The organism is Burkholderia cenocepacia, assembly GCF_014211915.1.
GTDB lineage: Bacteria > Pseudomonadota > Gammaproteobacteria > Burkholderiales > Burkholderiaceae > Burkholderia > Burkholderia orbicola.
In genome coordinates, this window is the sequence record NZ_CP060040.1 from 811,130 (window position 1) to 831,283 (window position 20,154).

20 protein-coding genes are annotated in these 20,154 nt (G+C 68.2%); 14 read left to right on the forward strand and 6 right to left on the reverse strand.

Translation table 11 applies throughout. The features are described from left to right. Window positions 1-395 precede the first annotated feature (395 nt). Complete coding sequence (locus tag SY91_RS20115) at window positions 396-1,253, forward strand: EamA family transporter (RefSeq protein WP_023475718.1); 858 nt, start codon at window positions 396-398, stop codon at window positions 1,251-1,253. A 27-nt stretch (window positions 1,254-1,280) separates the two neighbouring features. Here SY91_RS20115 and SY91_RS20120 read toward each other — a convergent pair whose 3' ends face one another. Continuing rightward, entirely contained in the window at window positions 1,281-1,754 is a 474-nt protein-coding gene (locus SY91_RS20120) for an Lrp/AsnC family transcriptional regulator (RefSeq protein ID WP_006479071.1), read from the reverse strand. Between the two features lie 325 nt (window positions 1,755-2,079). Here SY91_RS20120 and SY91_RS20125 point away from each other — a divergent pair, with 325 nt between their 5' ends. The 6 genes from SY91_RS20125 to SY91_RS20150 all read left to right on the forward strand — a co-directional run bounded on the left by SY91_RS20125 (window position 2,080) and on the right by SY91_RS20150 (window position 6,443). Continuing rightward, window positions 2,080-3,465, forward strand: coding sequence for an amino acid permease (locus SY91_RS20125; protein WP_023475720.1), 1,386 nt, complete (start codon window positions 2,080-2,082; stop codon window positions 3,463-3,465). Window positions 3,466-3,511: 46 nt separating this feature from the next. Next, complete coding sequence (locus SY91_RS20130) at window positions 3,512-4,714, forward strand: amino acid aminotransferase (RefSeq protein WP_023475721.1); 1,203 nt, start codon at window positions 3,512-3,514, stop codon at window positions 4,712-4,714. A 167-nt stretch (window positions 4,715-4,881) separates the two neighbouring features. Further along, window positions 4,882-5,280 carry a DUF488 domain-containing protein gene (locus SY91_RS20135; RefSeq protein ID WP_006479068.1) on the forward strand — a complete coding sequence of 133 codons (399 nt, stop codon included), beginning with the start codon at window positions 4,882-4,884 and terminating at the stop codon, window positions 5,278-5,280. A gap of 111 nt (window positions 5,281-5,391) precedes the next feature. Continuing rightward, on the forward strand, window positions 5,392-5,682 hold the full coding sequence (locus SY91_RS20140; RefSeq protein ID WP_006479067.1) for a DUF1488 domain-containing protein: 291 nt from the start codon (window positions 5,392-5,394) through the stop codon (window positions 5,680-5,682). 16 nt (window positions 5,683-5,698) lie between these two features. Beyond that, complete coding sequence (locus SY91_RS20145; protein ID WP_006479066.1) at window positions 5,699-5,938, forward strand: hypothetical protein; 240 nt, start codon at window positions 5,699-5,701, stop codon at window positions 5,936-5,938. A gap of 154 nt (window positions 5,939-6,092) precedes the next feature. Next, window positions 6,093-6,443, forward strand: coding sequence for a hypothetical protein (locus SY91_RS20150; RefSeq protein WP_006479065.1), 351 nt, complete (start codon window positions 6,093-6,095; stop codon window positions 6,441-6,443). Between the two features lie 34 nt (window positions 6,444-6,477). Here SY91_RS20150 and SY91_RS20155 read toward each other — a convergent pair whose 3' ends face one another. From SY91_RS20155 to lhpI, 3 genes are all read right to left on the reverse strand, one after another. Further along, entirely contained in the window at window positions 6,478-7,257 is a 780-nt protein-coding gene (locus tag SY91_RS20155; protein WP_006479064.1) for a helix-turn-helix domain-containing protein, read from the reverse strand. Between the two features lie 16 nt (window positions 7,258-7,273). After that, a complete protein-coding gene (locus SY91_RS20160; protein WP_006479063.1) occupies window positions 7,274-7,684 on the reverse strand; it encodes a response regulator transcription factor in 411 nt (136 codons plus the stop codon). Window positions 7,685-7,855: 171 nt separating this feature from the next. Next, entirely contained in the window at window positions 7,856-8,791 is a 936-nt protein-coding gene (lhpI, locus tag SY91_RS20165; RefSeq protein ID WP_043887242.1) for a bifunctional Delta(1)-pyrroline-2-carboxylate/Delta(1)-piperideine-2-carboxylate reductase, read from the reverse strand. Between the two features lie 264 nt (window positions 8,792-9,055). On the opposite strand from lhpI, the gene SY91_RS20170 reads away from it, so the two are divergent. The 7 genes from SY91_RS20170 (at window position 9,056) to SY91_RS20200 (ending at window position 17,167) form a co-directional block, all read left to right on the forward strand. After that, window positions 9,056-9,793, forward strand: a complete 738-nt coding sequence (locus SY91_RS20170; protein WP_006479061.1) for a FadR/GntR family transcriptional regulator — start codon at window positions 9,056-9,058, stop codon at window positions 9,791-9,793. A 127-nt stretch (window positions 9,794-9,920) separates the two neighbouring features. After that, window positions 9,921-11,042: a branched-chain amino acid ABC transporter substrate-binding protein gene (locus SY91_RS20175; RefSeq protein WP_023475723.1), complete on the forward strand. Its 1,122-nt coding sequence runs from the start codon at window positions 9,921-9,923 to the stop codon at window positions 11,040-11,042. Window positions 11,043-11,119: 77 nt separating this feature from the next. Further along, window positions 11,120-12,127 (forward strand): trans-3-hydroxy-L-proline dehydratase, encoded by a 1,008-nt coding sequence (lhpH, locus tag SY91_RS20180; protein WP_011547736.1) that lies wholly within the window; start codon window positions 11,120-11,122, stop codon window positions 12,125-12,127. A gap of 185 nt (window positions 12,128-12,312) precedes the next feature. Beyond that, the gene (locus SY91_RS20185) at window positions 12,313-14,895 is read left to right on the forward strand and encodes a penicillin-binding protein 1A (protein WP_043887233.1); all 2,583 of its coding nucleotides are present in this window, start codon (window positions 12,313-12,315) and stop codon (window positions 14,893-14,895) included. A gap of 79 nt (window positions 14,896-14,974) precedes the next feature. Further along, complete coding sequence (locus SY91_RS20190; RefSeq protein ID WP_023475725.1) at window positions 14,975-15,850, forward strand: PilZ domain-containing protein; 876 nt, start codon at window positions 14,975-14,977, stop codon at window positions 15,848-15,850. Window positions 15,851-16,073: 223 nt separating this feature from the next. Next, window positions 16,074-16,403 (forward strand): DUF4148 domain-containing protein, encoded by a 330-nt coding sequence (locus SY91_RS20195; protein ID WP_006479056.1) that lies wholly within the window; start codon window positions 16,074-16,076, stop codon window positions 16,401-16,403. A gap of 359 nt (window positions 16,404-16,762) precedes the next feature. Continuing rightward, a complete protein-coding gene (locus tag SY91_RS20200; RefSeq protein ID WP_023475726.1) occupies window positions 16,763-17,167 on the forward strand; it encodes a lysozyme inhibitor LprI family protein in 405 nt (134 codons plus the stop codon). A 70-nt stretch (window positions 17,168-17,237) separates the two neighbouring features. Here the strand turns inward: SY91_RS20200 and SY91_RS20205 are convergent, their stop codons facing one another. Together SY91_RS20205 and SY91_RS20210 are read right to left on the reverse strand one after the other, a co-directional pair. Further along, window positions 17,238-17,885: a response regulator transcription factor gene (locus tag SY91_RS20205; RefSeq protein WP_006479054.1), complete on the reverse strand. Its 648-nt coding sequence runs from the start codon at window positions 17,883-17,885 to the stop codon at window positions 17,238-17,240. After that, window positions 17,882-19,984, reverse strand: a complete 2,103-nt coding sequence (locus SY91_RS20210) for a PAS domain S-box protein (RefSeq protein WP_043887236.1) — start codon at window positions 19,982-19,984, stop codon at window positions 17,882-17,884. The genes SY91_RS20205 and SY91_RS20210 overlap by 4 nt, the downstream gene beginning before the upstream one ends. Window positions 19,985-20,154 lie beyond the last annotated feature (170 nt).

The window sequence follows — 20,154 nt, forward strand, 5'->3', positions numbered from 1 at the left end:
ACTCCAGGGTAAGGCCTTCGATGGTGGAGAACGGCTCCGTCGCCGTGTCGGTTCGGCGCGGAGCTCGTGAGGGAGCACGCGCATTGGAACAGCCGCGTATGAAGATATGGGGACGGAGTGTTTTCGCGACGGTTGCGCTCCGGTATCGGTTTCATTACGGCGCGGCGCGATGCGAAAGAGAACGGAAAGGGGCGGACCGCTGGCAACCTCCGCGTCACATGTCGCGGCGTGCGGGTCGCTTGCGGCGCAAGCGATGCCGGGCGGGCGGCAGGGAGCACCCGGCCCGATCTTTTACGGGGCGTCGTGCGTCGCTTTTTTGACAATTCGGTGACGCATTCATACGATGAACGCCCGCCGCGCACCGCGCGGCTTCCGACCGTCAGGGAGTATTGAGCGTGCCGATCCCCGTTCTGTTTGCCGTTCTGTGCGCGGCGTTCCTGCACGCGTCATGGAATGCGCTGGTGCGCAGCAGCGGCGACCGGCTGCGCTCGGCCACGGTGCTGCAGATCGCGATCGGGCTGTTCGCGCTGCTGTTCCTGCCGGCTGCCGCGCCGATCACGCCATCGAGCTGGCTCTGCGTCGTCGCGTCTGCCGTGCTCCACGTCGTCTATACGCTGCTGCTCGTCCGCGCGTACGAGCACGGCGACCTGAGCGTCGCGTACCCGGTCGCGCGCGGCACCGCGCCGCTGCTCGTCACGCTCGGCGCGGCCGCGTTCGCGGGCGAGCGCCTGAACGTCGGCGCGCAATGCGGGCTCGTGCTGATCTGCGCGGGCATCATGGCGATCGGGCTGGAGCGCGGGCGCGGCGCGAAACACCGGATGACGCAGGTACTGCCGACCGCGTTCGCGACCGGCGTGTCGATCGCGGCCTATAGCGTGGTGGACGGGATCGGTGTGCGCGAGAGCGGCAGCACGGTCGGCTATACCGCATGGATGTTCGTGCTGACCGGCGCGCTGATGGCCGTGTACTACCGGTTGCGGGCGGGGCCGTTGCGGCTCACGCAGGAGGTCGGCGAGACGGTGAAGGCCGCCTGCGGCGGGGTGTTCGCTGCACTCGCGTACGGCATCGTGATCTGGGCGATGGACCGCGCGCCGATGGGCCCGGTGTCGGCGCTGAGGGAGACGAGCGTGGTGTTCGCGGCGTTGATCGCGCGTGTGTATCTCGGCGAGCGGCTGACGCCGCGCCGGGCGACCGGGTGCGCGGTGATCGCGGCGGGCGCGTTGTTGATCAGTGCGTTCGAGGCGGTGCGGTAAACGCATCAGCCCGGCGCGCCACATGGGTCAGCTTTCCACCGGCATCGCACTCGTACACTTGATCTCGTCGAGGCACACGCTCGAATGCACGCCGCTCACGCCGGGAATGCGCATCAGCGTTTCGAGCAGGAACGTCGACAACCCCTTCAGATCGTGCGCGACGACTTTCAGCACGTAATCGATATCGCCCGTCACCGAGAAGCATTCCTGGATCTGCGCGAGATCCGACACGAGCTTCTGGAACTTCGACAAATCGCGGATATGCCCGCGCTCCATCGTCACGTGCACGAACGCGGTGACGCCGAAGCCGAGCGTATCGGGGCACAGCCGCGTTTCGTAACGGCGGATCGCGCCGATCTCCTCCAGCCGCCGGTGGCGCCGCAGCGTCTGCGCGGGCGACAGGCCGACGGCCTTCGCCAGGTCGAGGTTCGACGCGCGGCCGTTCTCCTGCAACACCGACAGCAAGTGGCGATCGATGCGATCGAGAACCGGTTCAGGCATTTTTGTTTCCTCATCTGTCTCCTGGATGCAATCTTATCTCATAATGTAGGGTTTGCATGAGCGGGTTACGCAACCCGATTTCGCCGTCGCGACGCTAAACTGACGCCGGATTTTCGTGTGCGGCCGCAGCAATGCGGCGGGGGCGGACGAGTCGGCGGCCAATCAGGCCGGCACGCCGACGCGAATCGGTGCCGCCACCACGCGAAGATTGCAGTCCCCAACCCGGCGCCCCCACGAACGGCCGCCGGCACAGTAAAAACAGCGCCCGGCACACCGAGGCGCGCCGCACCCCGCCGCAGGCGGAGGCGGACAGAGTGGAGAAGACATGGTTTCTGGAAACGAGAGCGACGGCCTGAAGCGCGGGCTGAAGAACCGGCACATCCAGCTGATTGCGCTCGGCGGCGCGCTCGGCACGGGGCTGTTCCTCGGCATCGCGCAGACGATCAAGATGGCCGGCCCGTCCGTGCTGCTCGGCTATGCGGTGGCCGGCATCGTTGCGTTCTTCATCATGCGTCAGCTCGGCGAGATGGTCGTCGACGAGCCCGTCGCGGGCTCGTTCAGCTACTTCGCCGACAAATACGTCGGCCACTTCACCGGTTTCCTGTCCGGCTGGAACTACTGGGTGCTGTACATCCTCGTCAGCATGGCCGAACTGTCGGCCGTCGGGATCTACGTGCAGTACTGGTGGCCGGGCGTGCCGACCTGGGTGTCGGCGCTCGTGTTCTTCGTCGCGATCAACCTGCTGAACCTGGCGAGCGTGAAATCGTACGGCGAGACGGAATTCTGGTTCTCGATCATCAAGGTCGCCGCGATCGTCGGGATGATCGGCTTCGGCGGCTGGCTGCTCGCAAGTGGCCATGCAGGGCCTGAAGCGAGCATCGCGAACCTGTGGCAGCACGGCGGTTTCTTCCCGAACGGCGTGTCGGGGCTCGTGATGTCGATGGCCGCGATCATGTTCTCGTTCGGCGGGCTGGAGCTGATCGGCATCACCGCGGCCGAGGCCGACGATCCGAAGCGCAGCATTCCGCGTGCGACCAACCAGGTCATCTACCGCATCCTGATTTTCTACATCGGCGCGCTGGCCGTGCTGCTGTCGCTGTATCCGTGGGAGAAGGTCGTCACCGGCGGCAGCCCGTTCGTGCTGATCTTCCACGCGCTGAGCAGCAACCTGGTCGCGAACGTGCTGAACGTCGTCGTGCTGACGGCCGCGCTGTCGGTCTACAACAGCGGCGTGTACAGCAACAGCCGCATGCTGTTCGGCCTCGCGCAGCAGGGCAACGCGCCGAAGGTGCTGTGCTCGGTGAACAAGCGCGGCATCCCGCTTGCCGCGCTCGGCGCGTCGGCGCTCGCGACCGGCGTGTGCGTGCTGGTCAACTACTTCATGCCGGGCAAGGCGTTCGAGGTGCTGATGGGCCTCGTCGTGTCGGCGCTGATCATCAACTGGGCGATGATCACCCTGATCCACCTGAAGTTCCGCCAGGCCAAGCGTGCTGCCGGGGAGGAGACTTCCTTCCGCAGTCTGGGCTATCCTTTCACGAATTACCTGTGCCTGGCATTCATGGCCGGCATTCTCGTCGTGATGTACCTGACGCCGGATCTCCGTCTGTCGGTGTACCTGATCCCGGTATGGCTCGCGGTGCTCGCGATCGGGTATCGCTTCCGTCAGAAGAATGCCGGCTTTGCGGTGCACGACGGCGCGTCCGCACGCTGACGCAGGCCACGACCGACCCTTCTTCCAAACGAGACCGACTCAAGCCATGTTCGAACACATCGACGCGTATCCGGGCGACCCGATCCTGACGCTCAACGAGAACTTCCAGAAAGATCCGCGCGACCAGAAGGTCAACCTGAGCATCGGGATCTATTTCGACGCCGAGGGCCGGATTCCGGTGATGGGCGCCGTGCGCGAAGCCGAAACCACGCTGCAGCGCGACAGCGGCCCGAAGCCGTACCTGCCGATGGTCGGCCTGGCCGCCTATCGCGACGCCGTGCAAGCGCTGGTGTTCGGCGCCGATCACCCGGCCCGCGCGGCCGGCCGCATCGCGACGCTGCAGACGCTCGGCGGCTCGGGCGCGCTGAAGGTCGGCGCCGATTTCCTGAAGCGCTATTTCCCGGATGCGCAGGTGTGGCTGAGCGATCCGAGCTGGGAAAACCATCGCTTCATCTTCGAGCGCGCCGGCTTCACGGTGAACACGTATCCGTACTACGACGAGGCGACGGGCGGCCTGAAGTTCGACGCGATGCTCGCGGCGATCGACGCGCTGCCGGCGCGCAGCATCGTGCTGCTGCACGCGTGCTGCCATAACCCGACCGGCGTCGATCTCGACGAAGGCCAGTGGGAGAAGCTGATCGACGTGATCGAGGCGCGCGGGCTGCTGCCGTTCGTCGACATGGCGTACCAGGGCTTCGGCGCGGGCCTCGACGCGGACGCGTTCGCGGTGCGCGAGCTGGCCCGCCGCGGCGTGCCGACGCTCGTCGCGAACTCGTTCTCGAAGAACTTCTCGCTGTACGGCGAGCGCGTGGGCGGCCTGAGCGTCGTCTGCGAAAACGCGGCCGCGGCCGATCGCGTGCTCGGCCAGCTGGCCGGCGCGGTGCGCTCGAACTACAGCAACCCGCAGACCTACGGCGCGAAGGTCGTCGCAACCGTGCTCGGCACGCCGGCGCTGCGCAAGCAGTGGGAAGAGGAACTGTCGGCGATGTGCCGCCGCATCGCGCGGATGCGCCAGTCGATCCACGACGGCCTGCGCGACCACGTGAGCGGCGAAGCGCTCACGCGCTACGTGAAGCAGCGCGGGATGTTCACGTACACGGGCCTGACCGAATCGCAGGTCGACGCGCTGCGCGAGGTGCACGGCGTGTATATCCTGCGTTCGGGCCGGATGTGCGTGGCGGGCCTGAACGACTCGAACGTCGGCATCGTCGCGGACGCGATCGGCAAGGTGCTGAAGAGCGGCGTCTGAACGCGGCGCGCCCAGGCGCGCAACGGTTAAGAACCGGCTGTTTCCCGTCGCGGGAACAGCCGGTTTTTTGTTGGGCGGCCGTCATGTGGGCTGCCCGGCTGACGCCGGGGCGGGCGCGGCGGTACGATCACGGGATCGCATGCAACGCAGACGAATAAAGGAGCGACATGGGCATCCGGATCATCCAGCTCGGCACGCCGCGCGCGGCCGGCGAAGGCCTGCGGATCGGCACGGTGCGGCGGCCGCCGCGCGGCGTACCGAAGGCGGAATTCGCGTCGCGCAACTACTATGATGTATGGTTGCCGACGCTGTCGCCGAGCCCCGAACTCGTCGCACAGGCGCAGGCCGCCGAAACCGACGCGGAATGGAAGGCGTTCAAGCGCCACTTCCGCGCGGAGATGGCGCATGGCGATCCGTCGAAGGTGCTGGACCTGCTGGCTGCGCTGTCGGCGACCACCGCGCTGTCGATCGGCTGCTACTGCGACGACGAACGCCATTGCCACCGCAGCGTGCTGCGTGAACTGCTCGCGGAGCGCGGCGCGGCGATCGAGCCCGACGCGAGCTGAAGCGGCGTCGCGCGGCCGCACCGTGATCGTGCGGTGCGGCGAACCGGTTGACGTGGGTCAAGCGCGCGGCCGCGCGCGCCACTATGCTCTCGTCATGGAGCCATCACGACGATGACAGGCCGACAGATGCACATTGTTTTCCCGTCCGAACCGCCGGAATACTGCGCGCGCGACCTGGTCGTCGCGTTTTCGGCGCTGGTCGACGGCCATTGCGTCCAGTGCGCGGTCACGGCCGAGGCGCTGGAAGATCATTTCGGCGCGCGGTCGCTGCTCGAGCGCGATCTGCTGAGCGCATTCGACGCGCACCGGTCGGCCATCGAGGCGATGGCACGGCGCATGCTCGAGGAAATCGGCGGCCGGCCGGTGCTGCTGCACAGCGGGCACTTCCGGCTCGGCGACTGATACCGCAGGAGGGCGCATGACACTGCAGGGCAACATTCACGAACGGGACTGGTCGGTCGAAGTGGAGACGCGCCCGTGCGAATCGGGCGAGTTCCGCTGCCGCGTGTCGGTCGAGCACGGCGCCGGCGCCGCGCGGTTTCATCATACGTTCGAGCACAGCCACGCGTATCCGACGGAGCGCGAGGCGATGATCGAAGGGCTGCGGGCCGGCATGACGTGGATCGAGATGAAGGCGTCGCAGACCTTCAACGTATGAACGGTCCCGCGCCAGCCGGGCGCGGGCAGACCATCGGCCGGCAGCGACCGGGCAAGGCGCGCTGCGCCACGGAAAAACACGTGCCGCCTCATCATGAAGCGGCCGGCACAGGCAAGGCGGTCGACGCGCGCGCGGCCCCGTCAGGAGACACGACATGGGCGTGGGCATGCAGATCGCCTGCCTCGGATTCACGGGTTCGGCAACGGTCGAGGCCGAAGCCGGCGCGCAACTGGTGCGGCTCGAGCGGTTTCGCGCGTTGCTCGACGGCTGCCATCTCGCGATCGAAGCGCGCACGCTGGCCGATGGCGCGCGCCTCTACGACGTGCGGCTCGACCTGTCGATGCGCGGCGCGGCGCTCAGGTCGCTGCCGCCATGCGTCGGCGCCGACGTGGACGACGCGCTGCGCCGCGCGTTCGCGCAGGCGGAACAGGCGCTGATCGCGTGGCAGTCGGGCGCCGCAGCGGTGGCGCTGCGCGACGCGGCGACCGGCGACGCGCTGCATTGATGCAGCGGCGGCCATCCGCCGCCGCGTGCCGGATTCAGACCCGCGCGAGCGCTTGCGCGTCGATGATGCGCACGCGCTTGCCGCGCGTTTCGACGAGCGCGTCGCGATGGAACCGCGAGAACATCCGGCTGACGGTTTCGAGCTTCATCCCGAGATAGCAGCCGATTTCCTCGCGCGTCATCCGCAGGTTGAATTCGGTCGCCGAATAGCCGCGCGCCTCGAACCGCGACGACAGGTTCAGCAGAAAATGCGCGACGCGCTGCTCGGCCGACATCGTGCCGAGCAACAGCATCTGGCTCGATTCGCGGACGATCTCGCTGCTCAGCATCTGGTAGAGAAAGTGCTGCATCGGCTTCATCTCGCGGCACGCGGCTTCGAGCGCGCCGAACGGGATGATGCACACCACGCTGTCCTCCAGCGCGATCGCGTCGCAGCAGTGCTGGCCGCCGCCGATGCCGTCCATGCCGAGCGTTTCGCCGGCGATCTGGAAGCCCGTCACGTGCTCGCGGCCGTCGCGATGCATCATCACCGTCTTGAACGAACCCGCGCGCACCGCATAGATGCTCTGGAACGGATCGTCGGTGCGGAACAGCGCGTCGCCCTGGCGCACTTGTCGCGTCGTGCAGATGATCGCGTCGAGGCGGCCGTATTCGGCGGGGGTCAGGTGCGGCGGCAGGCACATCGAGCGCATCGCGCAGGCCGAGCAGCGTGCGGCCGGATGCTTGGCGGCGTCGGCGCGCGCGACCGGGCGCAGGGCAATCGTTGGCCGGGGTACGACGGACACGTCGGCGGCGAAGGCGGTGGCGGTGGACATGGGGCGCTCCGGCTCGTCAGGGGCGGTGGCGGTGCGCGCGAGCGTGCACCAGGGATTCGATGACACGGCATGCGGCGTCGAATTCGACGGTCTTGTCGAAGAAGTAGTCGGCTCCCGCCGTCGCGCATGCCTCTCTGAATGCCGGCGCCGAGTGGTTCGTCAGCACGATCGTGACGATGCGCGGCGCGGCCTTCGACAGCATCCCGATCAGGTCGAGACCGCTGCCGTCCGCGAGCCGCACGTCGACGATCACCACGTCCGCGCGACTGCTGCGGATATGCGTCCACGCGTCCTGGCCGTCTTCCGCTTCGCCCACCACGGCAACGCCGCGGATCGCGCCGACGAGCAGCGCGATCCGCTGGCGGACGGCAACCGCGTGATCGACGAGGAACACCCTGAGTGCGGCGGGTGACAGGCTGGCATTCATGCCGGCAGTATCCTGTTGCGCCGCCGAAATTGAAATCGGCCGAATTGGAACTTCGTGTAGGCCGCTTCGACGCGGTGTAGGGTGTTTCCTACACCGCGTACGGGAAATCGCCGCGGGCGATCCCGACAGGTGCGATGCCGCGGGGAGCGGCCGAACGGTCGCGCGGCCGGCTCAGCCGGCCTGGCGCGCGGCCAGCGCGTCGCGCGCGGTGCGGCACGCCGCCAGGTCCCATGCGGCGCAGCCGACGCTCTTGAACAGCAGCGGGCCGCCGCGGGCGAAGGTGCCGTTCAGCACGTCGGCGAGCGACGCGACGTGCTGCCAGTCCACCTGCGCGACGATCAGGTCGCCGGCTTCGTGGCGCGCGCCGGCCGGATCGTCGACCACGAGCCGGCTGCCCCGCACCGTGCTGGCGTCGATCTCGGCGGCATCCGCAGTGAACGCGCCGACGCCGACCACGAGCCGGCCTTCGCGCGCGGCTTCGCGGTAGACGGGCGTGCGGCTCGTCGTCAGCGTGACGACCACGTCGATCGCGTCGGGAATCGCGTCGCCGTCGAGCGGCGCGAGCCGCGTCGCATGCGCGCGGTGGGCGGCGCAGAAGGCTGCCGCGCTGTCCGCGCTCGTGCCGCGCACGTGAAGGTGCGCGTCCGGAAAGATCGCCGCGAGCGCTTCCGCGTGATTGGCCGCCTGCTTGCCGGTGCCGATCAGCAGGATGTCGCGCGGCGCGGCGCCATGCAGCGCCTGGATGCCGAGCGCGGTGATCGCCGCCGTGCGGCGGCCGGTGACCGTCGGGCCGTCGAGCGCGAAGCGCATTTCTCCGGTGGTGGCGTCGTACGCGGTGACCTGGCCGAGAATCGTCGGCAACCCGCGCGCGCCGTTGCCGGGGCACACGTTGACGAGCTTGTGGCTCGCCAGGTCGTGGGCGCTCGACGGCATCGACAGCATCACGCCGCCGCCTTGCAGCGGCACGACCAGGCGCTCGGGGCTGACGATGTCGCCCGCCGCATACTCGACGACCGCTTGCCTGAGCGTGGCGAGCAGCGCCGGATAGTCGAGCAGCGCGGCCGTGTCGGCCGCATCGAAAACGGGAATCGGGGAAAAGGCGGGCATCGTGTACGTCGCAGCGTCGGTGAGCGTGGACGGCGGACGCATGCCGCGCCCGCCACAGGTCTGCCGGATACCGTGACACCGGGCAGTGTGGATCGAATCTATACCACTTGCTGGCGCACGTGCAACCCAGAAAATAAAGCGCTTCGCGGATTTTGGTTCTAATATCTGGCCAGAAGGCTCGCCGCTGCCGCGCTGCCCGCGCCGCTCCGGTATAGTGCGAACCCATTTCCCGATCCACGCCCGCGAACGGGCAGGAGCCATCCGATGATGTCCGCGCGTCCCGACACACTCGAAGGCGGTTTCAGGCCGCTGCAGATCTACGAGCAGGTAGCCGAAAAGATCCGCGACGAAATCCGCGCGGGGCGCTATGCGGCCGAGTCGCGGCTGCCGTCCGAGCGCGAACTCGCGGCACTGTTCCAGGTCGGCCGGCCGGCCGTGCGCGAGGCGCTCGGCGCGCTGCAGAACGAAGGGCTCGTGTTCACGAAGCGCAATTCGGGCACCTACGTCGTCGCGGCCCCGCTCGAGGTGCTGGCGCGGCGCGGCGACGCGCACGCGGCGTCGGAGGCCGACTTCAGCCCGACGTCGACGCTCGACGTGCGGCTGATCCTGGAGCCCGCGATCGCGCGCCTCGCGGCCGCCCATGGCCGCGCCGACCCCGGCGCCGAACGCTATCTCGCGCAGATGGAGACCATCACCGACGTCGACGATCCGCACCAGCGCGCGCTGTGGAACGAGAGCGACCGGCTGTTCCACCGGCAGCTCGCGCTGATGACCGGCGACGCGCTGATCGTGAAGATCGCGGACGAAGTCGCGAAGACGATGGACCAGCCGCTGTGGAAGCGGCTGAAGGACGACGGCATCTACGACGCGGGCCGGATCAGGCTCTACGTGTCCGAGCACCGGCTGATCTACGAGGCGATCGTCTCCGGGGATGCCGATGCCGCTGCGTTCTATGTCGAACAGCACATCCGCCGCGTGCGGCGCGACATTGCGCCGAAATGACACGCCTGCGGATGCGATCGTTCTGGTCCTCAATATGACCAAAATCCCGATCATTATTTTGAAATTGCTTGCGATGTGACCACGCGTGTCCTACATTGGTTTCACACAAAACCAATCAGGAGACATCATGCGACACCTCGTGACCGCGCTCTCGGTGGCTATTGCCGCCGGCGCGCTGACTTCCGCGCACGCGCAGGAAGTCGTGATGATCGGCCATTCGGCGCCCCTCACGGGCCCGCAGGCCGCCAACGGCAAGGACAACGAAAACGGCGCGCGGCTCGCGGTCGAGGAGCTCAACAAGGCCGGCATCAAGGTCGCCGGCAAGACCGTCACCTTCAAACTGGTTTCCGAAGACGACCAGGCCGACCCGAAGGCCGGCGTGCAGGTCGCGCAGAACCTCGTCGACAAGGGCGTCGTTGCCGTGCTCGGGCCGTACAACTCGGGCGTCGCGATCCCCGCGTCGCGCGTGTATTCGACCGCCGGCGTGCCGATCCTGCCGGTCGCGTCGAACCCGGCACTGACGAAACAGGGCTTCAAGAACATCTTCCGGATCGGTGCGAGCGACGAGCAGCTCGGCGGCACGATGGCCACGTTCGCCGCGAAGACGCTGAACGCGAAAACCGCCGCCGTGATCGACGATCGCACCGCGTATGGGCAGGGCGTCGCCGAGCAGTTCATGAACGTCGCGAAGGCGAACGGCATCAAGATCGTCGACCAGGAATACACGAACTCGTCGGCCACCGATTTCCTCGGCATTCTCACCAAGATCAAGGCCGCCAATCCCGACGTGATCTTCCTCGGCGGCTATGCGGCGCAGGGCGCGCCGATGGCCAAGCAGATGAAGCAACGGGGTTTGCGCGCGAAGTTGCTCGGCGGCGACGGCATCTGCTCGGCCGACATGGGCAAGGTCGCGGGCGACGCGGCGTCGATCGTCTACTGCGCGCAGGGCGGGGTCGCGCTCGAGAAGACGGCGGCCGGCCGCGAATTCCTGAAGAAGTACCACGACGCCTATCACACCGATACGCAGGTCTACGGCGTCAATTACTACGACGGGATGAAGCTGCTCGCCGACGCGATGGTCAAGGCCGGCACGACCACCGACAAGGCGAAGCTGAGCGCGCAGCTCGCGAAGTCGAACTACGGGGGCGTCGCGGGCACCTATTCGTTCGACGCGAACGGCGACCTGAAAGGCGCGCCGACCACCGTCTATGTGATCCGCAACGGGCTGCCGGAACCGTACGCGAAGTAATTGCCCCACGGCCCACACGGCCCGTCACCGGACGGCGGCCCGGCCGCCGTCCTTCGTTTCAACGCATCCGATCGACCATGAAAATTTCCCGATCCCTGTCCACCGTCGAAGTGCACACCGGCGGCGAGGCGTTCCGCATCGTCACGAGCGGGCTGCCGCGCCTGCCCGGCGACACGATCGTCCAGCGTCGTGCGTGGCTCAAGGCGCACGCCGACGAGATCCGCCGCGCGCTGATGTTCGAACCGCGCGGCCACGCCGACATGTACGGCGGCTATCTGACCGAGCCGGTCTCGCCGAATGCCGATTTCGGCGTGATCTTCGTGCACAACGAAGGCTACAGCGACCATTGCGGCCACGGCGTGATCGCGTTGTCGACCGCGGCCGTCGAACTCGGCTGGGTGCAGCGCACCGTGCCGGAAACGCGGGTCGGCATCGACGCGCCGTGCGGCTTCATCGAGGCGTTCGTCCAGTGGGACGGCGAGCACGCGGGGCCGGTGCGCTTCGTCAACGTGCCGTCGTTCATCTGGCGACGCGACGTGTCGGTCGACACGCCATCGTTCGGTACCGTGACCGGCGACATCGCGTATGGCGGCGCGTTCTATTTCTATGTCGACGGCGCGCCGTTCGACCTGCCGGTGCGCGAATCCGCGGTCGAGAAGCTGATCCGCTTCGGCGCGGAAGTGAAGGCGGCCGCGAACGCGACCTATCCGGTCGTCCATCCGGAGATCCCGGAAATCAACCATATCTACGGCACGATCATCGCGAACGCGCCGCGCCATGCGGGCTCGACGCAGGCGAACTGCTGCGTGTTCGCGGATCGCGAAGTCGACCGCTCGCCGACCGGCTCCGGCACCGGCGGGCGCGTCGCGCAGCTCTACCAGCGCGGGCTGCTCGCGGCCGGCGACACGCTCGTCAACGAATCGATCGTCGGCACGGTCTTCAAGGGGCGCGTGCTGCGCGAAACGACGGTCGGCGACTTTCCGGCCGTGATCCCGGAAGTGGAAGGCAGTGCGCATATCTGCGGGTTCGCAAACTGGATCGTCGACGAACGCGATCCGCTCACGTACGGATTTCTCGTGCGCTGAGCCGCGGCGCCAGTCGCGCTGCTGTCGCGTCCCCGTCGCGCGGCGTTCAGGTTGTCGTACCAGGTTTGGCGCGTCGTTCCGGTTGCCGGGCACGCGCCTTTTTTGCGTGAGCGCCGTCGCGACACCGCACCGCGCATGCCGACGCGGGGCCCCAGCGGGCCGGCCGGCCGCGCGAGTTTGGTACGATGCAGCCTTTTCAGCCGAGCCCCACCCGCGTGAATCGCCGAAACGTGTCGTCAGTGCGTGCCTTGTGTGCCAGATGGGTCACGCGCGCCCAATCCGCCGCGGCGGCCGCCGTCGCGCGGGCCAAGCCTCTCGCCGCCACCGCGTGGCACCATGTCCGCCACCCGACACGCCGTGGCGTGCTGCTCACGGCCGCCGCCGTGCCGGCGCTGTTCGCGGCATACGTGGTCGTGCTCATCCCGTTCACGCCGGGGATCGGCGACATCCGCAAGGCGCGCGTCGACCAGCCCGCGCAGGTGCTGTCGGCCGACGGCAAGCTGCTGGCCGAATTCAAGCCGTCGAACCGGGAATGGGTGCCGCTCAAGCAGATTTCGCCGCGCATGGTCGACGCGCTGATCGCCACCGAGGATCACCGCTTCTACGAACACCACGGCCTCGACTGGAAACGCACGGCGTCGGCCGCGCTGCATACGTTCTCGGGCAGCCGCCAGGGCGGCTCGACGATCACGCAGCAGCTCGCGCGCAACCTGTATCCGGACGAGATCGGCCGCGCGCCGACGCTCACGCGCAAGGTGAAGGAGGCGATCACCGCGCTGAAGATCGAGGCCGTCTACAGCAAGGACCAGATCCTCGAGACCTATCTGAACACGGTGCCCTTCCTGTACAACGCGTACGGCGTCGAGATGGCCGCGCGCACCTATTTCGACAAGTCGGCCGACGAACTCGACGTGCTCGACAGCGCGACGCTCGTCGGGATGCTGAAGGGCAACAGCTACTACAACCCGGTGCTGAACCCCGAACGCGCGCTGCAGCGGCGCAACACGGTGCTCGGCCAGATGGTGAAGTACGGCAAGCTGTCGCCGGCGCAGTTCGCGCAGTTGCAGCGCCGGCCGCTGCGCATCGACTTCGAGCGTCAGAAGGAGCCGCCCGGGCCGGCGCCGCATTTCGCGCAGCAGTTGCGCAAATGGCTGATCGCGTGGGCCGACCGCAACGACTACAACATCTACTCGGACGGGCTGATCGTGCGCACGACGATCGACTCGCGGCTCCAGCAGATGGCGACGCAGGCGCTCACGCTGCAGGGCAATCAGTTGCAGGGCATCGCGAACAACGCGTGGAGCGGCCGCGACGGCTGCGGCACCGACAACGAGGTGTTCCGCACCTTCATGCGCGAATCGCCCGAGTACAAGGCCGCGCAGGACGCCGGCAAGGACGACGCGGCGGCGATGAAGATGCTCGCGGCCGACCGCGGCTTCCTGCACGCGCTATGCAAGGCGAAGACCGACGTGCAGGCCGGCTTCCTCGCGATCGATCCGCGTGACGGGCAGATCCGCGCGTGGGTCGGCAGCCGCGACTTCACCCGCGAGCCGTTCGACCACGTCGCGCAGGCGCGGCGCCAGCCGGGCTCGACGTTCAAGCCGTTCGTCTATGGCGCCGCGTTCGCGAGCGGGATGAAGCCGGAGGATACGTTCATCGATCAACCGGTCGAGATTCCGCTGAAGGGCGGCGAGATCTGGCGGCCGAACGACGACGTGCCGCCGACCGGTAAGCCGATGACGCTGCGCGACGCCGTCGCGCTGTCGCGCAACCGGATCACCGCGCAGGTGATGGAGAAGGTCGGGCCGGGCGCCGTCGCGCGGCTGGCGCGCGACATGGGCGTGCGCGAAAGCCCGCTCGAACGCGTGCCGTCGCTCGCGCTCGGCACGAGCCCGGTCACGCTGAAGGAAATGGTCGCGTCGTACGCGACGATCGCGAACGGCGGCCTGTACGTCGAGCCGCAGATGGTGACGCGCATCGAGAACCGCCAGGGCGAGGTGCTCGCCGAATACGCACCGGCGCCGCCCGAGCGCGCGCTCGACGCCGAAACCGACAAGACGCTGCTCGACGTGATGCGCGACGTCGTGACGCGCGGCACGGGCGGCAGCATCCGCACGCGCTTCGGCATCCGCGGCGACGTGGCCGGCAAGACCGGCACGACGCAGGACAACGCGGACGGCTGGTTCATCCTGATGCAGCCGGGCCTCGTCGCCGGCGCGTGGGTCGGATTCGACGACGGCCGCGTGACGCTGCGCAGCGATTACTGGGGGCAGGGCGCGCACAGCGCGCTGCCGATCGTCGGCGATTTCTTCCAGCGCGCGCAACGCGCCCGGATCGTCGATACGAAAGCGAAATTCGATACCGAGCCGTCGCCGGGCTGGTTCGGATCGCTGCGCGAGCGCGTGACCGACCTGTTCGACACGTGGTTCCCGCCCGAGGCGAAGAAGGCGCCCGCGCCGGTCAGGACGCAGCGTATCGAGCGTCCGGCCGAGACCGACGAGGGCGCGGCGTCGGCTGCCTCGGCGCCGGATGCCGCCTCCGGCGGGATCGTCGAGGAATGGGTGCCGGCGTCGGAAGTGGCCGCATCGGCCGCGGCGCTGTCGTCGGGCGCGTCGCAGCCGCAGCCGCCGCAGATTGCGCCGCCGCCGGCGGGCGCCAGTGCGACGAGCGCAAGCAGCGCCGGTATCGGCGTCGCGCCTTCGGCCGTGCCGGCGCCGCCGCCGGTGTCGGTACCGGCCGCCCCTGACGCGACCGGCGCTTCGCAGTAACGGAGCCGTTCAGGTTCCGCGCGATGCTGCCGTAATCAAGTTGTCACGACAGCGCGCGCGGTCGCTCCGCGCTTCTCCGATGCGGCTTTCAACCGACTCCGTCGCGCTCGCGCGCGACGACCTTTCCGCGGGTGTCCCGCTCGGCTTCGACCTCTACGACGCCGACGGCGCCGCGCTGCTGCCGGCCGGCACGACGCTGCGCGATGCCGCGCAGCACGCTTTCCTGTTCGACCATTTCCGCCCCGTGCGCCGCCGCGAGGACGCCGACGCCGATCCGCACGGGTCCGCGGCGACCGCGCCCGCCACGCGCATGGGCCTGTCGGCGGGCGCCGCGATCGGCATTCGCCGCCGGGTCGGCACGACGCGCGCGCTGCAACGGTGCCGGTTGATCGGCGTCGGCGCGTCGGGGGCGCTGTTCGTCGAGCCGCAGCCCGCCGCCGTGCTCGAGTTCGCACGCGGCGACGACGTCGAAGCGGTGGCAATCGGCCGTGCCGCGGTGTCCCGTTTCGGCGCGACGGTCGAATCGGTGCTGGCGTCGGGCGCCGCGCCGTTCATGATCCTGTCGCCGCCCGGTTTCGTCGACCGGCTGCGCACGCGCGCCGAGCCGCGCGTGCCGGTGCGCATCGCGGCCTGCTGCAACGGCGGAGCGCAGGGGGTGGACGGCATCGGGTTGGTGCACGACATCAGCCTGAGCGGGCTGTCGATCGCCGTCGACCGGCCGATCGCAGCAACCGGCGAGCCGTTGCGCGTGCTGCTACCGTACGAAACCGGCGGCCGCGTCGTGCAGTTGGCGCTCGATGGCACCGTGCGGGCCGTGCATGCCGACCCGGCGGGGCCGGCGCTGACGCTGCATCATGCGGCGTTCGACGACCTCGATGCCGACGACCTGATTCGTCTCAAGGCGTTGCTGTTCGACAGGCAGATGGCGTCGGCGGATAGCGATCGCCTGCGCTGACGCGCGGCCGAGCGCGCCGGATACCGAATCGCGGCATTCGGCACATGCGCGGCGACAATCATCTGACGAATCGACTTATTCCCGGGCGATTGTACGGTTTCGGTCAACAGTGAATTTGCGATTTAAGTATTTACCCTGATAGCGGCGACTCCTAGACTTCTACTCATGCGCAACGACTTCGAGTCCGAAGCGCCTGACAAAACAATCCTGGAGGTAACGCATCATGAAATCGCTGATCAAGGCAGTTGCACTGGCCGCCCTGGTGGCCGCACCGGTCGTCTCGTTCGCCCAATCGAACCAGCAGCCGCTGACGCGCGCGCAAGTGCGCGCCGAGCTGGTCCAGCTCGAAAAGGCCGGCTACAACCCGAACGACTGGATCAACTATCCGGAGAACATCCAGGCCGCCCAGGCCAAGATCGCCGCCGCGCAGAACGCCGGTGCGCAAGCCGACGCAACCGGCTACGGTTCGAACCCGGTCGCGACGTCGCAGTCGGGCCAGCGCGCCGTCGCGCCGGCCGTCAGCGACCGCTCGTCGGTGTACTTCGGCCACTGAGCCCGTCGTGGTTCCGCGGCTCTCGGGCCGCGGCTGACGCCATAACGAGAAAGCCCGCACGCGTATCGTGCGGGCTTTTTTGCGTCTTCTTCATCGAGTGGCCCGGCGCACGAATTCCAGCGGCCGAACCGGTCGCGGAGAGTCTGCCGCGTGCATGAGCGACACGCCGGATGCCGGCCTGAGCTGGTTCAACGGCACCTTGCCGTGAACGATCACGCCGCTCGCAGTACCGCACCCGCTGACAATCCGTCGCGCGTGCGCTAGCATCGCGGTCGATGTCGCCGCGGCAGTGCGGCCAATGCACACGGGGCGCAGCAGGGCGCCGGGTTCCACACTTCAACGAACAACAAGGAGCATCCATGCGTGTCTTGACTGGTCTGCTGGGCTCGCTGGCGCTGGTGGCGAGCGTTGCCCATGCGCAGGCGAATTGCGCGGACGCGACGGATCAGGCGACGATGACGGCGTGTGCCGATCGCGCGTACAAGAAATCCGATGGAGAGCTGAACCGAACCTACCAGGCCGTCACGGCCCGCCTGCGCGGTGCGCCGCCGCTCGCCGACAAGCTCGTGAATGCGCAGCGCGCGTGGATCGCGTACCGCGACGCCGAATGCCATTTCTCGAGCGCGAATGCCGAGGGCGGCAGTGCGTACCCGATGGTCGTATCGACCTGTCTCGACGATCTGACGAAGGCACGCACGGAAACGCTGAAGGGCTATCTGTCCTGCGAGGAAGGCGACCTCGCTTGCCCGGTGCCTGTGAAGTAACCGTTCGGACGCGGGCCCGGTGAGCGAGGCCCGCACTGCGCCGGCTGGACGTCGTCCTACACGTCGTCTGTTACACGTCGTCCGTTTCGTCGAGCAGCTTGTGCCGCATCGCGTAACGCACGAGCGCCGCTTCGTGCGGCATCTGCATCTTTTCCAGGATCCGGGTCTTGTAGGTGCTGACCGTCTTCGCGCTCACGCACAGCGCATTCGCGATCTCGGTCAGCGTCTGGCCGGCGGCGATCCGCCGGAACACGTCGAATTCGCGATCGGACAGCCGCTGGTGCGGCAGCGTTTCGGCCGGCTCGTTCAGGCTCTGCGCGAACTGCTCGGCCATCGCGAGGCTCACGTAGACGCCGCCCGACGCCACCTTCGTGACCGCGCCGACCAACTCCGCGCTCGCGCTTTCCTTCGTCAGATAGCCCGACGCGCCCGCGCGGAACGCCCGCACCGCATATTGCTGCTCCGCGTGCATCGTCAGCACGAGCACGCGCAGCGCGGGCTTCTCGTCCTTGATCTGCTTGATCAGTTCGACGCCGTTGCGGCCCGGCATCGACAGGTCAAGCACGAGCACCTGCGCGGGCGTCGCCCGCACCAGCGCTATCGTCGACGGGCCGTCGAAGGCTTCGCCGGCCACCTCGAATCCGGTGGCGTTCTGGAGGATGTGCCGCAGACCGTCGCGTACGAGCGTATGGTCGTCGGCGATGAGCACCTTGATCATGTGATGAGCGTGTCCTGTTGAACGGTGGCGAGCGGAAATGCGACAGTGATCGAGAAGCCGCGCGCGAGCGCGGTGTCGATCGTCACGGTGCCGCCCAGCATGTGCGCGCGTTCGCGAATGCCGATCAGGCCGAACGACTTGTCCTCGTGGGCGGGCCCGCCGGGCGCCGCGCCGCGGCCGTTGTCCGCGACGCGCAGCACGCAAGAACCTTCCTCGACGTCGAGCCGCAATGCCACGCGCGTCGCATCCGCATGGCGCGCGACGTTCGTCAGCGCTTCCTGGACGATGCGAAACAGCGTGGTCGCGCCCGCGCTGGTGAACGTGAGGCCGCCCGTCTCGATGTGGCGCTCGACGTCGATCCCGTAGCGGTTCGTGAAATCGTTCGCGAGCCATTCGATCGCGGGCACGAGGCCGAGATCGTCGAGCATCACCGGCCGCAGGTCGGCCGCGATGCGCCGCACCGACGCGACCGTCGCGTCGATCAGCCGCCGCATGCCTCGCAGATGCGTCTGCACGCCCTCATCGGGTTGCGCGCGGCCGGGCATGCGCAGTTGCTGCTCGACGACCGACAGATCCATCTTCAACGCGGTGAGCTGCTGCCCGAGATCGTCGTGCAACTCGCGCGCGATGCGGGTTTTTTCCTCTTCGCGCACGTTCTGCAGGTTCGCGGACAGTTCACGCAATTCCTCGCGCGATTGCTTCAGCGCGTTCTCGGCCCGCTGCCGCTCGGTGATGTCGCGCAGCATCACCGTATAAAGCTTGCCCGACGCGTCGCGGATCTGCGAAATCGACGCTTCGATCGGGAATTCCTCGCCGTTGGCCCGCAGCCCGAACAGCACGCGCTGGCGGCCCATCTGCCGCTCGGACACGCCCGTCACGCCGAACTGGTCGACGTGCTTCGCATGTGCGGCGCGGAACCGCTCCGGAATGAAGCGCGACAGCGGCGCGCCGATCGCCTCCATCGCGGACACGCCGAACACCTGCTCGGCCATCGGATTGAAGATCACGACGGTTTGCTTCTCGTCGATCGTGATGATCGCTTCCATCGACGAACGGATGATGCCCATCATCCGTGCTTCGTTGAGGATGCCGCGGCTGCTCGCGCCGGCATCGGCGCGGCTGCGCAGCAGCGCATGGACGAGCGCCGCGAATCCGAACGACGCGATCAGCCCGGCGGCGAGCACGGTGCCGGCCGCACGCTGCGCGCCGGTCGCGCTCGGCCGGCCGTCCGCGGAATAGGCGAGCGTCAGCGCGGTGCCGCCGAAATTCAGCACATCGGTACGCCGCATCAGGTCGGGCGACGCCGACGCTTCGTCGGTCGTCGTCTCGACGCTGGCGATCGCGCGCGGATCGCCGCCGGCGGTCATCCACAGGTCGATTCCGCGTTCCGCGTCGAGCGCGCGCTCGATCAGGCGCCGCGGGCTCAGCGCCGCGAACAGCACTCCGTCGGCGCCAGCTTCGCGCGTGCCGGACGGCTTGGCGGCGGCCAGCGGCGAGGTCGCCACGGGCAGGAACAGCGTCAGGGTACGGGCGTCGCGGGAGGCATCGTCGTCGGCGGGGTGGACGCCGAGCGCGATGTCGCCGGTCCGCAGCGCGCGTGTGAGCGGCGCCGCGTCGGACGCGCCGAAACGCACGACCGGCGAACTCGAGACGGGGGCGCTGAGCGTCGCTGCCGCGAGCGGATCGGTCGGCAGCGGCTTTGCGCCGGCCAGCGCGCCGCGCGCCGCGGGCGTGAGCGGCGCATAGCCGATCTGCCGGACCGGCGAGCGGCCGCTGTCGAGATCGAGCGTCTCCGCGTATCGGCGCCATTGGCCGGGCGTCATGTCCGGGACGAGCCCGAACGTGCCGCGTGCGCCTTCGAGCACGGCGACGCCGGCCTGCAACTCGTGGCGCAGCATCGCCGTCACGTGCGTCGTGCGGCGTTCGAAACGCGTATGAACGGCGCCTTGCCACTGCTCGCGCACCAGCAGCGCGACGCCGAGCGACAGCAGCGCGCCCGCGCACAGCGCGGCGACGCCGGCCGCGAGCGGCTGGCGTAGCATGGTCTGGAGGCGCGTGGGCCCTCGGGCGTCCCGCGTCGGGGTTCCACTGGGGGTCATTCGATGGCCATTCTGTTGTTCGGGCTATCCGGGGCACTCGGACAGCGCGGCAAAACCGGGAAAACTCGCACCGGCTGCGTGCAACGACTATTTTGAAGATGAAATTGTGCGCGTTTTACACATTTTTTGTAATGGGGTCGGTTGAAATAGCGGCAAACGGCATGAAGCTG

Coding starts and splice junctions, on each gene's coding strand:
- SY91_RS20120 (WP_006479071.1), bottom strand. CDS start 1,754: ATGCCTGAACCGGTTCTCGATCGCATCGATCGCCACTTGCTGTCGGTG.
- SY91_RS20160 (WP_006479063.1), bottom strand. CDS start 7,684: ATGAATGCCAGCCTGTCACCCGCCGCACTCAGGGTGTTCCTCGTCGAT.
- SY91_RS20200 (WP_023475726.1), top strand. CDS start 16,763: ATGCGTGTCTTGACTGGTCTGCTGGGCTCGCTGGCGCTGGTGGCGAGC.
- SY91_RS20185 (WP_043887233.1), top strand. CDS start 12,313: ATGCAGCCTTTTCAGCCGAGCCCCACCCGCGTGAATCGCCGAAACGTG.
- lhpH (WP_011547736.1), top strand. CDS start 11,120: ATGAAAATTTCCCGATCCCTGTCCACCGTCGAAGTGCACACCGGCGGC.
- SY91_RS20150 (WP_006479065.1), top strand. CDS start 6,093: ATGGGCGTGGGCATGCAGATCGCCTGCCTCGGATTCACGGGTTCGGCA.
- lhpI (WP_043887242.1), bottom strand. CDS start 8,791: ATGCCCGCCTTTTCCCCGATTCCCGTTTTCGATGCGGCCGACACGGCC.
- SY91_RS20210 (WP_043887236.1), bottom strand. CDS start 19,984: ATGACCCCCAGTGGAACCCCGACGCGGGACGCCCGAGGGCCCACGCGC.
- SY91_RS20145 (WP_006479066.1), top strand. CDS start 5,699: ATGACACTGCAGGGCAACATTCACGAACGGGACTGGTCGGTCGAAGTG.
- SY91_RS20130 (WP_023475721.1), top strand. CDS start 3,512: ATGTTCGAACACATCGACGCGTATCCGGGCGACCCGATCCTGACGCTC.
- SY91_RS20175 (WP_023475723.1), top strand. CDS start 9,921: ATGCGACACCTCGTGACCGCGCTCTCGGTGGCTATTGCCGCCGGCGCG.
- SY91_RS20140 (WP_006479067.1), top strand. CDS start 5,392: ATGACAGGCCGACAGATGCACATTGTTTTCCCGTCCGAACCGCCGGAA.
- SY91_RS20155 (WP_006479064.1), bottom strand. CDS start 7,257: ATGTCCACCGCCACCGCCTTCGCCGCCGACGTGTCCGTCGTACCCCGG.
- SY91_RS20125 (WP_023475720.1), top strand. CDS start 2,080: ATGGTTTCTGGAAACGAGAGCGACGGCCTGAAGCGCGGGCTGAAGAAC.
- SY91_RS20190 (WP_023475725.1), top strand. CDS start 14,975: ATGCGGCTTTCAACCGACTCCGTCGCGCTCGCGCGCGACGACCTTTCC.
- SY91_RS20195 (WP_006479056.1), top strand. CDS start 16,074: ATGAAATCGCTGATCAAGGCAGTTGCACTGGCCGCCCTGGTGGCCGCA.
- SY91_RS20170 (WP_006479061.1), top strand. CDS start 9,056: ATGATGTCCGCGCGTCCCGACACACTCGAAGGCGGTTTCAGGCCGCTG.
- SY91_RS20135 (WP_006479068.1), top strand. CDS start 4,882: ATGGGCATCCGGATCATCCAGCTCGGCACGCCGCGCGCGGCCGGCGAA.
- SY91_RS20205 (WP_006479054.1), bottom strand. CDS start 17,885: ATGATCAAGGTGCTCATCGCCGACGACCATACGCTCGTACGCGACGGT.